This is a genomic window from Paenibacillus sp. N3/727, from assembly GCF_022637315.1.
Taxonomy (GTDB): domain Bacteria; phylum Bacillota; class Bacilli; order Paenibacillales; family Paenibacillaceae; genus Paenibacillus_AQ; species Paenibacillus_AQ uliginis.
The window spans coordinates 5337523-5352585 of sequence record NZ_CP093336.1; the positions used below are offsets into that span (position 1 = coordinate 5337523).

Annotated in this window: 18 protein-coding genes; 1 reads left to right on the forward strand and 17 read right to left on the reverse strand. The window is 49.4% G+C overall.

The genetic code is table 11. The features are described from left to right. Positions 1–5 precede the first annotated feature (5 nt). The 17 genes from MNQ98_RS24840 to MNQ98_RS24920 form a co-directional block, all read right to left on the reverse strand. Positions 6–464 (reverse strand): phage tail tube protein, encoded by a 459-nt coding sequence (locus MNQ98_RS24840; RefSeq protein ID WP_208917914.1) that lies wholly within the window; start codon positions 462–464, stop codon positions 6–8. A 1-nt stretch (position 465) separates the two neighbouring features. Beyond that, positions 466–1785 carry a phage tail sheath family protein gene (locus tag MNQ98_RS24845; protein ID WP_241930629.1) on the reverse strand — a complete coding sequence of 440 codons (1320 nt, stop codon included), beginning with the start codon at positions 1783–1785 and terminating at the stop codon, positions 466–468. After that, positions 1786–1959 carry a hypothetical protein gene (locus MNQ98_RS24850; protein WP_241930630.1) on the reverse strand — a complete coding sequence of 58 codons (174 nt, stop codon included), beginning with the start codon at positions 1957–1959 and terminating at the stop codon, positions 1786–1788. Beyond that, entirely contained in the window at positions 1956–2390 is a 435-nt protein-coding gene (locus MNQ98_RS24855; protein ID WP_241930631.1) for a phage tail terminator family protein, read from the reverse strand. The genes MNQ98_RS24850 and MNQ98_RS24855 overlap by 4 nt, the downstream gene beginning before the upstream one ends. Positions 2391–2614: 224 nt before the next feature. Beyond that, positions 2615–3628, reverse strand: a complete 1014-nt coding sequence (locus tag MNQ98_RS24860) for a tail fiber protein (protein ID WP_241930632.1) — start codon at positions 3626–3628, stop codon at positions 2615–2617. A gap of 1 nt (position 3629) precedes the next feature. Then, entirely contained in the window at positions 3630–4181 is a 552-nt protein-coding gene (locus MNQ98_RS24865) for a YmfQ family protein (protein ID WP_241934034.1), read from the reverse strand. Between the two features lie 7 nt (positions 4182–4188). Next, positions 4189–5343 carry a baseplate J/gp47 family protein gene (locus MNQ98_RS24870; protein WP_241930633.1) on the reverse strand — a complete coding sequence of 385 codons (1155 nt, stop codon included), beginning with the start codon at positions 5341–5343 and terminating at the stop codon, positions 4189–4191. Beyond that, the gene (locus tag MNQ98_RS24875; protein ID WP_241930634.1) at positions 5343–5801 is read right to left on the reverse strand and encodes a DUF2634 domain-containing protein; all 459 of its coding nucleotides are present in this window, start codon (positions 5799–5801) and stop codon (positions 5343–5345) included. Before MNQ98_RS24875 ends, MNQ98_RS24870 begins: the two co-directional genes overlap by 1 nt. Continuing rightward, positions 5794–6183, reverse strand: coding sequence for a hypothetical protein (locus tag MNQ98_RS24880; protein ID WP_241930635.1), 390 nt, complete (start codon positions 6181–6183; stop codon positions 5794–5796). Before MNQ98_RS24880 ends, MNQ98_RS24875 begins: the two co-directional genes overlap by 8 nt. After that, positions 6176–7153, reverse strand: coding sequence for an XkdQ/YqbQ family protein (locus tag MNQ98_RS24885; protein ID WP_241930636.1), 978 nt, complete (start codon positions 7151–7153; stop codon positions 6176–6178). Before MNQ98_RS24885 ends, MNQ98_RS24880 begins: the two co-directional genes overlap by 8 nt. Further along, a complete protein-coding gene (locus MNQ98_RS24890; protein WP_241930637.1) occupies positions 7150–7791 on the reverse strand; it encodes a LysM peptidoglycan-binding domain-containing protein in 642 nt (213 codons plus the stop codon). Before MNQ98_RS24890 ends, MNQ98_RS24885 begins: the two co-directional genes overlap by 4 nt. 28 nt (positions 7792–7819) lie before the next feature. Further along, positions 7820–9664 (reverse strand): hypothetical protein, encoded by a 1845-nt coding sequence (locus tag MNQ98_RS24895; protein WP_241930638.1) that lies wholly within the window; start codon positions 9662–9664, stop codon positions 7820–7822. 174 nt (positions 9665–9838) lie between these two features. Continuing rightward, the gene (locus MNQ98_RS24900) at positions 9839–10273 is read right to left on the reverse strand and encodes a phage tail assembly chaperone (RefSeq protein WP_241930639.1); all 435 of its coding nucleotides are present in this window, start codon (positions 10271–10273) and stop codon (positions 9839–9841) included. 186 nt (positions 10274–10459) lie between these two features. Next, positions 10460–10867 carry a phage tail tube protein gene (locus MNQ98_RS24905; protein WP_208917901.1) on the reverse strand — a complete coding sequence of 136 codons (408 nt, stop codon included), beginning with the start codon at positions 10865–10867 and terminating at the stop codon, positions 10460–10462. A gap of 31 nt (positions 10868–10898) precedes the next feature. Next, the gene (locus MNQ98_RS24910) at positions 10899–12365 is read right to left on the reverse strand and encodes a phage tail sheath family protein (RefSeq protein ID WP_241930640.1); all 1467 of its coding nucleotides are present in this window, start codon (positions 12363–12365) and stop codon (positions 10899–10901) included. 2 nt (positions 12366–12367) lie between these two features. Next, entirely contained in the window at positions 12368–12577 is a 210-nt protein-coding gene (locus MNQ98_RS24915; RefSeq protein WP_241930641.1) for a YqzN/YkzM domain-containing protein, read from the reverse strand. A 10-nt stretch (positions 12578–12587) separates the two neighbouring features. Continuing rightward, the gene (locus tag MNQ98_RS24920; RefSeq protein ID WP_241930642.1) at positions 12588–13427 is read right to left on the reverse strand and encodes a hypothetical protein; all 840 of its coding nucleotides are present in this window, start codon (positions 13425–13427) and stop codon (positions 12588–12590) included. 417 nt (positions 13428–13844) lie between these two features. On the opposite strand from MNQ98_RS24920, the gene MNQ98_RS24925 reads away from it, so the two are divergent. Then, a complete protein-coding gene (locus MNQ98_RS24925; protein ID WP_241930643.1) occupies positions 13845–14990 on the forward strand; it encodes a lyase family protein in 1146 nt (381 codons plus the stop codon). Positions 14991–15063 lie beyond the last annotated feature (73 nt).

Below are 15063 nucleotides of genomic sequence, written 5' to 3' on the forward strand. Positions count from 1 at the left end.
ACCAACTAAGACAATGCACTGAACGGCGTCTCGATCCGCACATTTTCGAAAGTGAAGGCCACTTCTTCTTCCAGCGCCTCCGCTTCCGTATCAAGGGAAGCCATAATAACACTGTCCAGGTTCACACCTTCCAAAATAACGGTCTGGCGCCCTGCTGACGAACCCGGATCTTCGTTGCGTACTTCGATCATGAAATACGCGTCCTTGCCGGACTGAATGTATTCCATCATCAGCTCACGGAAGAGCGAAGTCACATAATAAATGGTCATGGTGCCGCTGCCCTTCCAGCCAATGGCTTTATGCTGAACCGCACGCTGCCCCATCATTTTCAGCTCTGCTTTTTCTTTTTCCACCGTAGCTTCCAAGGTTTTAATGTAGAACATTTCCTCCATACGCTCGCCGATTTTGACGAATGCTTTACCCTCTTGTCCAGAAATCGTGTCACTTGCCCGCAAAAATGCCATCTTAGACCACCTTCACTTTCATATATACTTTTTCAATTGCATCCACTGGCTGTACCTTAATATCCACAAACAGCACGTCACCTTCTGAGCCAGGTGTCACCACAATATCCTCGTTGGCGTTAAAATTCTGGATCGCACCAATATGTTGCAGGGAAGTAAAGTACGCAGCGCATTCTGCCCAGAACAAAGTACGGCCATCCACATTGTTGTCTACCTTGCCGATATAGGACTTCTCAAAAAGGAGCTTGAGATCATTCGCAATGCCATCCAGCACGCGGACCACTCGGTTTTTGGAAAAATGACGCGCCTTCGCCGGCTCAATCGATGTAAAGGAGTTTATATCCTGCTCGACCACGGCTTTTCCTCCGCTGTAGCTAAAAAGGAACTCCCCGTTGGTGAGTGCCGCTTCAATCTCTGTATGGCTCATACGAATATCGGTATCCACCGCTTCATCATAAGCCGCATACGTAAGCGATTCGTTGACGGCTGCCGCAGCTGTCGCTCCAGTAACCCAGGCAACGGCCTTTACTTTGTCAATCACGGTTCCATCAGTCAAAATAACACCGTTCTTCACGCTGATAATGCCTTCGTAATCCGCAACCGGATAATCGGAGAGCACAGCTTGTACCTTTTTGCCTTCCTGCTCGCGAAGACGTTTACTGAATGCGGTATATAGTGATTTCAGCGTTGCATCCGAAGAAAGCAATCCGACGGTCTGGAAATCCTGTACTTCCAAAGCTGCCAAAAAATCCACATGCTCTTGATTCGTCACCGTTCCATTCGCGCCACCAGTCAGAGAAAATCCCGCCGTTGCCGCCAAATCACCTGTTTCAGGTGCGAATTCCACATACAGATTCGGCTTTAGATCCTGCGCACTGGACACAAGCTGCTTGTTGACGACTTTGCCGTTCAGCAAGGTGCTGACCACGAACTTGCCGGTTTCATCCACAGCATTCTCGATTACGATTTGGATATCGTTTCCGCGTTCACCGCCATAGCGTGCAGTTACCTTAAGCCCTGCAGTCGTACCAGTTGCCTGAGTCCCGCTATTCAAGCGGTAAAGTAGCAACGTGCCTGCACGTTTAAGAACTTCCTTTACAGCGAGAAGTTGCGGTGCAGAAATGTCATAGCCCAGTACCTCAAACAGGTTTGTGCCCGGTGTTACTGTGATCATCTTTTGCGGCTCACCCCACGGCAAAGACAAGCCCAGCGCTGCAATCCCCCTCTCACCTACGCGCCCGATCGGCTGCTCTTGCGATGAAATGTGGGTGTATACTCCCGGTCTTACTTTGTTTGGTGTTGTCCATGTTCCTCCGGCCATTTAGATGACCTCCTTTTTCAAAAATGTTTTAAGCTGTTCCTTCGTCTGTGCTACGGTATATGTTTTTCCCTCTTCAAGAATGGCGCTTAGCACATCCTTCTCACGATTACTGAATTGATTGGATTGTGCTAGCTGGTGCTTGTTAAACGCTGCTACTGTTTCCTTTTTACTCATTTTAATCCGCCTCCCTGTTTCAATGTTTGCATCTTAATGCCTGTCTCTTCCTGATCTGATTCCATCTGGATGACATACTCTGCGCGAAAATATCCATTTTCGGATAGAGTTTTATCTTCCGGTCTCTCCCAAGCCACTGCCGAAGCGCGGCAAGGTTTGCCTTCTACCTGAAGCACGGTCAAGCTCTCCAGCATCTTATCCATGATAAGTGCCACGGGCTTGCTAATCGAAGATACATAAGAGATACGGAAACGAAAACGTGCCGCATAGCGGTTTGTCGCTAGCGGCACAAGTTCGGCTAGTGCTAGCTCTGATTGAAAGCATGGAGCTTGGGGTATTGCTCCATCATCCTCTCTGAAACTGAGAGGGATGTCTGGGAAGTGGATCGTCAGTTTGTTTGCCAGAACGTCACACATGTGTTGAACGATCATAGTTTGCTCCTTTCGTGTGATCGGGAACCCAACCTCGAATTACCTCTGGATGATAGAGTACCCTTTAATCAATAGCACACAAAAAAACACGCTCACATATATGCGGCGTGCTGTTTACTTAGTAATCCCTAATCAGTTTTTCGTTTTCCTTCAGTATCAGTTTTTTAATCCCTATAACATCAATTTTAACTATTCCCATCAAAAATCACCCTGTTGGTTGACTATCAGGAAAAAACTCGCCCTCCATAGGATTGTCTTAGTATTCTTTGTGAACCCGTGAGATTTGGTGAACTGTCAAAAACGATTGCTGATGACACGTCGTAGACACAATAGTTTCCAGAGCCAGTACAACTATCTACAAATAAAAAGCCACCCTCCGAAATCCTAACTGCTGAATTTAAATTTGATAGATTACAATTGTAAAGAAATACATTCTGTGTGCGATATATATAAAAACCTAAACCTTCTTTCCCTCTTTTAGTCAAATTATTAATACCGACATAAGAGCAACCTTCTATACTCATTGCACTGGGTACATTTTCCGTTACAGTAACTGTGTTAATAAATATTTTGCTTGAACAATCTTCTATCTTAATAATTGAATTTATTGTTATATTAACGCCATATCCAGCATAAATACCTATGTCTCCACCATGCTTATCTTTTATTGAAAAGCCGGAGTAAGTCCCGATATCTGGTTTTATAGTTACACTATATGCCCTAAAAGCAGGAAGACTATCAATAGCTTGTTGAATCGTAGAAAACATTTTTCCCGATCCGACAGTCAATGTGATTTCTCCACTTCTTCCATCAAAGTTTTCGGGAGGTTTAACATAACTAGATATATTTGATGAAGTCACTATATTAGCTGTGCCTACCTTCGGTGTACCTGAGAATACAGGTGAAGCAAGATCAGCCTTACTTGCTTTCAGATTAGACAGCTCTTTTTGGATTTCACTTCGGGTTGAGGATATCTTTGTATCTGTATATTTTGTAGCGTCGAGAACTGATTTTGGAGTTGCCGCTTCCGTTACCGATTCACTATCTATTGCATTAGACAGCTGCACAATCCCTTTCTGTGTCGTACTGGCATCCGGGATCTCCACACGAACATTCCCCACAGCCTCATCAATCTTATCCCAATTATCATTCAGCATCGTCTTGATATTAAAAGTCTCATTGCCATCCACCATCGGATCTTTCTTCAGTAATCCCAAATTCGGTGTGTTTTTAGACAACTCAAACACCTCCTGCAAATTTATTTAATGGAGTTTGTTCCATCTCAAGTAGAGTCATCACGTCATGAATATCGCGAATGAGCAAGTAATTGAATTCATACACCACTTCCAGATGCGCTGGCTTAATCTCCTCAATCGCTGCCTTCAAATCTTCCAAATTCGGCGGAATCCCAAGCGTATCTATGAACGTAATAGTAAAGGCCCATTCCTGCGGTTGAAAGGATACGTCGACAGTACCGCCGTCATAGGCTTCTGCAACATTCTTAACAAGTCGCCCCGTAAAAGTTCCCGCTCCCCTCAGCTTGGACTCAATCACCGCCCGCCGCTGATCGATCGGCTTGGTGCGATCCGTGGGAATGCCTAGCTCAGTCTCCCAGCGATCCAATCCCCAGATAGCCGTGCGGACAAAGAACTGGTCAACAGTTGAGTTCAAAGCCTGATAAAAGCTATCCAGCTCGCTACCCTTCGCATCCATATCCGATTGCATGACGCGGGAAGTTTCATAATAAGCCGGAAGATAAGAAAACAGCTCGCGACCACGCAAGCTGTTCATTTTGGTATCATTCACTAACGCTCACCGTCCCCAACACCGCTACTTGACCCAGACCAATTTCGATATTTTGCTGCTCGGTGTTACCGTTAATCGTCAGATCTGCATAGTCCACAATAATCGGGATGTCCAGCAGAACGGCAGCAATCCTTGTATACCGAACTAAAGGATCTTTCCGGTTAAAAGCGATCTGCTGCAAGTAGGTACGAACGCCTTCCTCGATCAGCTGCCGGATTTCGTCCAATGTTGAAGGTTGTTCCAAAGTGCGCTGCACTTTAACTGAGATGTTAATCTCCATTTCCTTCGCAGGCATCACGGTGATCACCGGACCTGCCGGGGCAACGCCTTCACCCTGTCCATCTTGAGACGGATCGATATGCCGCTGGACGGCTTCCACGATATCCTTGCTCGCGGCACGCTTGTCCGTGTCTAACAAATACAACCCTACCGTGCCGGGTCCACCCCATAAAGGAACGACCTCAACTCCACCAACACCGGCGATCTCATTGGCCCACTGCATATACTGTGCTTTGTTGCCGCTCGTACCCTGGCTACGGACCTTGGCATAAAATCTTTCTAGCAACGACTGATCTGTCTCGATATCCGTCCCGCTTTTGGTTGGTTCAGGATTCGTGACTGACGTTACGCCACTTACCGATGTCGACATGAGCTGGATGACGCCTGCGGGAACGTTGCCGTTTTTGCCGGGTGTAACCGCCTTGATGGGTGCTGTACCTGTGCCCGAGTCACTGAGCGTAACTGCCATTGTTGTTACATACTCTACCGAGGACTCCCCGGATCCTTCATCCGCAGGTGTAGCTACATAAGTTCCTGCAGGCACCGTTGTGCCCGGCTTACCTGTAAATACAACACTACCCGTCGAGGCAACCGCCTCACGTCTTGTGATTCCATGCTCAGCTGCCCTCAAGTCCAGCTCAGCGGAACGAAAATCTGGATTGTCGCTCGCCGCTGTACTCGCAAACCCCCGCCGCAGCAGCTCCTGCGCCCAGAGGGCCGCTTCGGACAGCATAAACGCCACTGGCGCCTGTGCATCCCAAATAAAAGAGCCTTCAGATTTGTCAATATCCGAAGGCACTTTATCCAGCATGCGGTTCATAATATTTTCTTCCGTCTGATCCTGCAAATATTGCGGCAAGTCTGCCATTAGATCACCACACTTTCTATAATTTCAGTCTCATCCCGGATGCTTGTAACTTGGCAGCTGAAGCGGCAGGCTTCACCTTCCCAAGTAAAAAGAAATTGATCCACGCTCTCCGTGCGCGCATCCGCCAGCAGCGTCTCGGTAATCATGCGCCGGATCTCACTTTCCTGCAAAGCATGGTCGTAGTCGCTACCGATCAGCTCCTCCAGCTCACTGCCATAATCCCGTGAATAAATCAGATGACGATAACGCGGGGTACGGATGGCTTTTTCACACCAGATCACCCAGGCTTCCTTCTCATCCACAGGCGTAACTTTACGGGTAGGGGACATCACGAACTCACCGACTTCAAAATCATAGCGCCAGCTCCGTCCGAAAACAGCCCCGCTTCCCTCCACCATCTCCGGCTCAGACACATCGGTCCACATCATGTCATCCGTCTCAGGAAATAAACTAGCCATGACCATTCACCACCTTGCATACCACAACAACGTCATTGCCACCATTAACCCGAACCGCCAACACGCGATCCCCGGGCTTTAAGCCTTTTCCAAGCTCAAGACGTGTATCTTCTACTTCACTTTCTTCAAAATCAAACAACATGTCCAGCTGCTTGCCCTCCCAGGTTGTAGTTCCCACAACCGTACGACGGGGCAGGGATAACAAGCCAGGCAGTTCCGCGACCATATAATCCTGGAACTCATGCTTGAAATCATCCAGCTTCAGTCCGGTCGACGTAACGGTGCCCAGCACAGCTCCCACTCCGCCCAAAGCTTGACGCGTCTGCTTGTTGAACGAAGCATAGAGGGAAGACGCCAATTGTCCATAGGGGTCTTTATTCAAGATAAAACCTCCTTTTTACATCGTCATATGTCCCCAGCTCCAGCGACATACTTCCCGGATTGCCCATTTCTCGGCTGACCGAAATCACGATAAGCTTCATCTTGCCCAGCATGACGGCATCTCCGGCTCGAATAGTATTGATATCCGGGGCGTTTAGAGAAATGGACTCCTGAATGCCCCGGAGCTTGCTTTTTGCAAGCTGACGGGCTGCCGCACCTGATTTGACCTCATCATCCTGAATAATCGCCTGCAGTTGCCCGTACTTCTCAATATCCTTCTTCTCAATGGCTAGCACTTTGGAAGGAACTTCTTTTCCGGTTTCGCTTGCCGCTGTTGCCAGCACCTTAACCATGGTAGCAGCACCCTCAAGTGTCCGCGATTGCGTTGTATCCGTTAGCGCCTCGAGGATATACACATCCTTATTACTTCCAAGCTCGTACAGCTCAAGTCCGGATGAGATCATCCGGGGATGGTACAGCTTCCCTCCGGCTTTAGCCGTCTCGCGCAGATCGGCAAACATGCTCGCATAAATCGACTGCGTCCGGTAAACGGAACGGCCAAGCTTCTTTTCCGTATCCGGCAAAACGGCAATTTTCAGGTCCCAGTCAGCCGCATATTTTTTAAATCGCTGCGTTGCGGTCTGCTTAGCTGGGAACAAATATTCATCCTCCGATTTATCCAGATACACTGTTCGGTCATAAAGCGTCAAGGTCATCCGCTTCACCCCATTATTCGATGTGGACACTTCCCAGACAACAGCTGGATGGAGCAGAGGAACGTAATCCTTTTTACCGTAAGGAATACCGCTAATCCGAATCGCCATTCCCGGCTCAATAGGGGGCATCTCGGGCGTCACCACCAGGTTGACAGTTCCCTGATAGGCAGTTTGCTCCAGCGAGTCCCGCAGATTAATAGATTCCACCAAGGGGGACAAATCGTACTTGTCCTGCAAAATCACCTTGTAACTCATGACAGCACCAGCTTCTGGCCGGGCTTGATGGCGTTCGGATTTTTACCGATCATCTTCTGGTTGAGCTTGTAAATCTGATTCCATTTAGAGCTGTCCCCCAGCTCCAGTTTGGCGATTTTGGAGAGCGAGTCACCCGGCTTCACGGTATAGGTTTTGTTCTTTTCTTTCATGTCTGTCCGGGGCTTTTTATTCGTTACAGCTCCCTTGATTCCGCCTATTTTTGCAACCTTCAACTCACTCCAGGTACGGAGCGTAATGTCAAAATACACATCCCCCGGCTCACCGCCCCGAAAGATCGATTGATGGGAGGATACGAACACAGGTACATTGACCGCCGTCTCGGTGATAATAAAGCGCAGTGGGGTTTTCGACGCCAAAAAATCATTCAGCTTATTCATGGCTGTTTGCGGATTAGGCAGGTTTTTCTTGCCTCCCTTGCAGAAAGCTTCGTCGTATTCCTTAGGAAAAAAAGAGGAAAACGAAATTTCCTTAATCTTATTTCCCTGTGGAAAATCGAACTCCCCGCGCGACAAAATAGTGGTCGTATCAAAGCCTTTTTGCCGTGAGATCGTGACCTCTTCTGGATTAACTGGAAAAGTAAATCTCTTACCTTTTCCGTCAATCAATCTAAACTCCACGCCGTCTCCCTCCTTTCTATTTGGATGGTCATGCATATGCCTTAGGTGCCGGCTTCCGGTTCTGCGTTGCTTTGTTAAATTCGGCTCTCAGGCGCTGTCCGATTTGCAGAATCAGCCCTTCAACATCCACCGGATGCTCTTCATGCACAGTGACCTGCACCGCTCCCGGCGGCAGATTGTAGTTCATCGTCGTTTCCGTCTTAAAATCCTTTAGAAAGCCTGACAAGGCCGTCATTTGCTCTGGACTAATCTGAACCACCTGCGGCGTCATTTTGTTCCCTGTGGCATTCGGGTTACCGTTTGCTGCCGGTCCCATTCTTGGCCCTCCACTTAGAGACGGAGCCATACTTGCAGGAGGGATCGGTCCGTATGGGCTGACTAGTCCTGGATAAGGTGCCGGGGCAAAGCCAGTTGGCGGAACGGGTCCCGGTATGAATGGGCCAGGTGCAGAGGCAGGAGTGCTAGGTCTCGCTAAAGCAAGTGCGTTTGATATTGCCTGAGAAGCTGCGGGAGTCGTGGGCCTTCTTATGCTAGACGGTACTTCGGCGATATCCTCGGCTGGATTCTTCTTTTTACCGAAGGAGAATTTACTGGAAAACCAATCCGAAACCTTAGAAGCACCCTCTTTGATTTTGCTGCCAGCACCCGAGATCAGGCCACCTGCTTTTTCACCAATCCAGCTACCGACATCTGAGATCAGACCACCTGCCTTTTCACCAATCCAGCTACCGGCGGCGCCTCCCAAAGTAGAACCAATGAAGGTCCCTGCACCAGGAATAATCGACCCAATAAAGCCGCCGATCGCCGCGCCTGCACCTCCTCCGACAGTAGAGCCTATAGCTTTAGCTCGCTCCTTACCGGGCTCAGCAGAAGCAATGGAAGCGACATCAGCGGCAAAAGCTAACGGACCCAGCAACCTTTTGCCTAGACCTTTAGCGGCGCTGGAGAATATACCACTTTTGGCGCTTTTTCCAACTTTAGAAGCGCTCGAGGCTATATCACTCTTGTCGCTTTTAACGAGATTTTTAGGCGCGCTTGGGGCTGTAGCACTTTTGTCGCTTTTACCACCAAACAATTTCCCGAAACCTTGAAATCCACCAATGAGCCCTTCACCGGCCCCTCCGATGGTTTCCAATAAAGCACCTGCTGCGCCTGCGGTTTTTCTAAACCTACCTTTCTTGGTAGCTGGCTTCTCTAGCTCTATCGATGGCGTTGGGGTATTAGCTCTGTTCCCTCTATTCTTGAAGCGTCTACTTCCCTTTTTCGATCCTTTAGGTGCAATATCAATACCACCTATTCCGGCTAAACCACCTTTGCAGCAGCAACATTTGTTATCGGTCTTTCCTTGCCAAGCATCACGGATTGCCTGAATTTTTTCCGGTATTTCCATTGCATTTTTCACACCGCCGCCTACTGTTTTTGCAGCACCAAACCCATCTTTTATCTTGTCCCACATTGTTTTCGGCTTATCTTCTTTAGCATCCCCACCAAGCTTCAGTGATCCGAGCGTACTTGTCAGATTAGTCACTGCTTCCGTATTTGCCTGAAGCGCCTGGACCATCGGAGAAAAGTCCATCTGTATATTCGGATTCACATTGGCGGCTGTCTGCTGTTTCACATTCAAGTTCACATTCGCAGACGCCTGAATGACCTGGGATTTCACCCGGTTGAATTTTTCATACAGACTATCCAGTCCTTTCGAGGCGCTGTCCTTCAGCACAATTTCAGGCACCATGCGGGTTCTCCCGATTTTTAAGACGCGCCCCTGAATCCGTTCAAAATAACGCTCCATCGCCCGCAGCTCGCGGTTCGCCTTGATCACATTTTTCGGGTCAATGACCAAATTCATGCGGTAGTTTATGGCTTCAGCCATATGTATTCACCTCCTTTGTTATCTAATTCTGGCCTGCTATGCTATCCATTTCCATTTCGGAAAAAGCAAGCAACAGCAGGCGTTCACCTCGCGGAAGACACCAAAAATCTCCGGGACGAAGGTGATGCCGTACCCACAGATGATATAGCATCGTCGTCATTCCCCCGGAGTTGATCAGTTTTTTAGGTCAGAAATCTCAACCCCGAAACCGGACAGTTCCAGCACTTTATCGCCAACAGCATCCAGTTCCCCGGCCAGAAGCATACGGCGAACGGCTTGCTCCCCGCCCGACAGCTTCAAGCGGCTCGTAATCCGCGGATCACCCCAGCCGTTCAGCGTCAGCCCCTTCACAGAAAGGTTGCCTGTCGCTTCCGAAATGAGGAGTGCGTTAAACGTCTCGGTATCCACCTTTTCATCCACCGCGCCCTTCACCGTCCGGCGGACCGTGCAGCGCTCACGGATGCTATCAACTCTGCTTGAAGTCAGTCCGTGCAGAACGATCTGCATGTCCAGACGCTTAATGCGCACGGTTTCCTCCGGCAGCTTCTCAGCTGCCTCAAACAGACTGTCCAAAATTTTCTCTTCGCTCAAGTTTTCGTGTAAGCTCATGCTTCTTATCTCCTTTGTTAATAAAATGAATAGAGTATGTGAACCAAATCAGCAGCCGCAAAATCCCCACATCGTGGGGATTATTCATAGCAGCTCCTTATGGCAATTTCGCTAGAACGAACCATGCAGCAGATGGCTGACCTTTACAACAAAAGATCATCACCAACGTCTGTATCGCACAGCCAATTAATCCGCTGTAATCGGATCCAGCAGCTCATAGCCTTCAAAAGTAAATGCAGTTTCCTCCTGCACTTCCTCTCCGGCTGTCCAGTTGGCCAGCTGGATTTTGTCCGGCATGCAGCGGATCAGGCGAACGCGCTCATGACCGTAAGATTCGGGATCGTCCAGCTTGGAGATAATATCGAATTTCGTGAACCCACGTGAGATCATATCCGAAGTAACCTTATAACCGCTTATTGTGCCGGTCCCTTTTTTACTCCCGTTTTTGTGCACCGTCCAGTCGTTTCCGACCAGCTTCAATTCCCGTTTTTCCAACTCTACGCTGGCTTCCAGCTTGTTAATATGCGTCTGCCATACCCCATCGATATACGCTTGACCATACGTTCCTAGAATGACTCTTGAAGCATCCAACATGTTTTGTTCCTCCTCAAAGTTTTAATTATTTTTATTGCACGTAAAAAGTACCAAACAGCTGCTCCATCACATCGGTCAGCTTCACGTTCCACTGCAGGAAGACCTGATCCGGCTCCGGCTTATTGACGGCGGAATTGCCATAATAGGCAGGATCGAGAATGACATCATAACCGTCAGGCTCAATAACATTGCTCAGCGACAACTGGGCGAGATATTCCTTGACGGCCCCGATCAGAGCAAGTCGGCCTTCCTCTGTATTGTTCACCTTGCCGATGTACGTCTGTTCCGCCGCATTCTGAAGATCCGCATTAATCGCATCCATGACACGGATAGAGCGGATCTTTTTCCATGCATTGTTTTGGCCTTCTGCCGGATTGACGAGCGTATTGATTCCACGCAACGTCTTAACTTGGCGTCCATCGAAAAAGAGCAGGAAAACGCCACTACGTACAGCCTGTTCCTGCTCGGAGCGCGTCCAGCGACGGGTTACATCTTCAAAAGGAGTAACCGCGTAGGTAGCGGATTGGTTCAGCCGCTGTCCCGCGATAAGGCCAGCCACATAAGCAGCCGTCTGCGCGGAGCTGTATTCCACACCGGACAGACGCACGCCAGTACCGACGTTGATAATCCCTTCATGGTTTAGCGCCATTGAGCGGGCTGCCGCCAAATTGGCCGCTTCCTTAGACACATCATCAGCTGCGCTTCCTCCGAAGACAGCCATAGCACCACGGCCTTCATTCCGGATGCGTTTCACCCAAGCAGCAAAGCTTTGCAGCAAAGCCATATCAGCAGCATAGTCCAGAGCCAACACGTCAAAGTCCTGACCTTCAACCGCATCCTGCATCGCGATGTAATCAGCATTGGTAATTCCGCTGTTACCACTCTGTCCTCCGGACAGCGCTGCACCGCTGACATCAGCGGGAACGCCGCCATCACCCAGTACCTTGGCCGTTACCCAACCATTCACACTGTCTTCATTAATCTGAGCAGCAATCGACGCTGCGGAACCGTCAGCTCCTGTGTAGGTACTCAGCAGCTTGGCTCCCTCGTAGAGGCGAAGCTCACGAGCAGCCGGATCGCCAAGCGACGGCTGAATTGTGACAGAGAAGCCATTACCCCGGCTACCCGGATATTTGGCCTGCAGCTGCAGCACATCGGACGGCGTAGCTTCCGCGTTCTGAAGTGTAACAGATGCTGCATCCGCCGTATTATCTGCCAAACGGTAAGCAAGCAGCTTTTTCGGACCGCCGAGCAAGGCCAAATACAGTGACTGATAGGCTGTTGCCCCGTCTATGCTGTCCGTGGAAAACAACTCGGCAATCGCATGCTCATTTCCGATTTCGACAAACTCACGCACCGGCCCCCAGTTGGCTTTGACCGGTACGACGACTGTGCCGCGGTTTCCCCCCTGAATCGCTGATGCGGCTGCCGCCTTAAAATTCATATACAACCCCGGCAATACCGGTTTATTCGTGCTTTCCCATGTTCCACCTGCCATGATTAGACCACCTTCGCTTTCATAAATTGTTCGATTTTTTGTTTAACCTCAGCTACCGTGAACAGCTCTTCGGCTGCTCCATACATGGCTCCCACAAGCACTTCTGCTCGGACTTCAAACAGCTCCTTGGCATGTGCCGCAAGCTCTGCCAACTCATAACGCGGAGCATTGCTGACGCGGGCTTTTGTGTTGATTGTTTTTTTACCAGCCATTAGGACCACCTCACTTTAAAATAGGATGAATGTTAACGCGCCGGATCAATGCTGCTTCTTCCGCTGGCCGCATCTTCCGCTGCATCAGGGTCAGCTTAAGCTGACCGTCAAGAATGGGATCGGCCTGTAAATCGCTAGATACATCTACCACCGATACATACCGGCGATCCTCAGAATCCAGCAGCAGCTGGACCTTAGATCCAAGTGCCTCGACGAGCTTAACAATTGCTAGCTGCTCGCTTCCCAAGACCGGGGAGGCAACATGCCCGATGAAGCTTTTGCGGATCTCGTACATGGAGGCTCCCGCCGACTTCGTCTCGCAGCCTGTCATCCGCCATAAAATAGCATAATCGTCGCGACCCGCCGGCCATGCCGTATGATAGATCCTCCAGGGATCCCCCAGCAGGTCCCCTGTCCAGGCAGCCAGAGCGTCAAGCCATTCATCTGGTTGTGCTGTCGAACCGGCTCCTGAAGTCTCCGGTATATAGACGCCAAAACGCAGCAGCCTGAAGGTTTTACCTGATACAGGATCGAGCTTGTCCGCTTCTGAGACACCCAAATAATGAAGTATAAATGCTTCATCCTCTGTGTCAGTCACTCGCTTGCGGTGCAGCCCCTTGATTAAGTGTTTAGCCCACTCATCCATCTGCAACAAACCGGAACTCCCTGCATACAGCTTCAACCGCACCACCTGCCGGTACCCCGCCCATGAAGATTTCCATACGTCTTCACCCAAAGCAATGACGGCATAGAGATTATCATTCGCCCCATTCGGTGGGTGTACATCATACACCCGGCCTTCGAGCTCCGGGATGATGCCGGTGACGGCCTGCCGGACCGCCCCTCTCATTCCTGGGATTGCCGGACAGCTTCCTTCCTGTCATCCGATGCGCTGCATCTAACAAAGATTGCTTGCTTGCGCAACACGGCTCCTCCTTTCTGTCTTCACTATGGATCGGGAATGGCTCAAGGAAGCTTATCCGCAGCAAAAAACCGGCTCTCTGGCCGGTTCACAATACACTGTGTGTGTGTTCGGTATGCCCTTTTGCTTCATTCCCGATAATACAATCTTACACCCCTGAAACGGATACGCTGACGGTGGAATGGACGGATAAAGAGGATCTTTAAGCGGATTGAGGGATGGAAAAAGCACGAATGTATGTTCGTATATTTTAACTTGGACGGATTAGTACCCTTTTTGTTGGTACAGAAATTGCTTGTTTAATCTTCATTAGTTAAAGGTTATCACCAAACTTGCGGAGGGATCATGATGATAAGAATCGAACGAGACGAATTAGGGGCTGTAGAGGTACCTGCCTATGCTTACTATGGGATCCAAACACTGCGAGCTGCCCAGATTTACCCGAATACCAGAACCCCCGTTCACCGTGCGTTTATTGTAGCTATGGCTTATGTTAAAATCGCGGCTGCGAAAGCAAACCTTGAAATCGGAGCGCTGCCTCAACGAATCGGCAACCTCATTGTGATGGCAGCGGAAGAGATATTGAGGGGTAAACATTTGAAACACTTCATCGGCAATTATTCACAAAGCCCCTCCGGGGATATCCTGAATGCCAATATGAATGAAGTACTGGCTAACCGTGCCCTGGAATTCATGCTTGAAGATAAAGGAGATTACGGCATCGTCAATCCTGAGCTGCACGCGAATTTATCACAGTCAGCAAATGGGGTCATTTCGGCCACTCTGCGGATCGCCGCTTATCGGCTCACGCAGGACTTAATCAAGTCCTTGCATTTTTTGAAAACCGAATTATTATACAAAAAGGAACAGATCGATCGGCTCCACACTCCGGAAAATTCTTCGCAGAATTCTGGTGCGCCGATATGGCTCGGTCGCCAATTTGGGGATTACGTGCAGCATATTCAAAGCGATGTAACGCGGCTTGACAAAGCCGCCTCACACATGAAGACGATACACTTGGGCTTAAGCGCCATTGGCAGTGAACCTGATAGTCACTGCGGGTTTAACGAAAGAGCCGTCTCCCATTTACAGGAACTAACCCAAATCGAGCTTTTCACTTCCAAGAGGGGAGAAGTATCTTATCATGTTTTTGCTGAACTTTCTTCCGCACTAAAAGGCTTGGCAGTTAACCTGTCTAGATTATGCAGTGATATTCGCCTCGGTGCTTCCTTGGAGCAGGCCGATATCAATCCGGCAGACGACACCATGCACGAAAAGGCCGCATCGCTTAGTCAATCCGCCTTCCAAGTCATCGGATTGGACCACAGCATCAGCCTCGCAGCCGAAGCCGGCATGCCGGATCGAAACGCCGTCCCGCCCATTATCACCTACAATGTAATGGAGTCCTTGAGCCTGCTCATCAACGGAATCGAATTATTTACGCTAAATACCAGCGGGAGCCCGAATCCTTCCAGCATGGTCTTCCGCTGAAAATCTCATGATAAAGGTGAACCTTAAGGTTAATGAAACCTGAAATAGCGGCGCAGGAGTATTCCCTACGTCG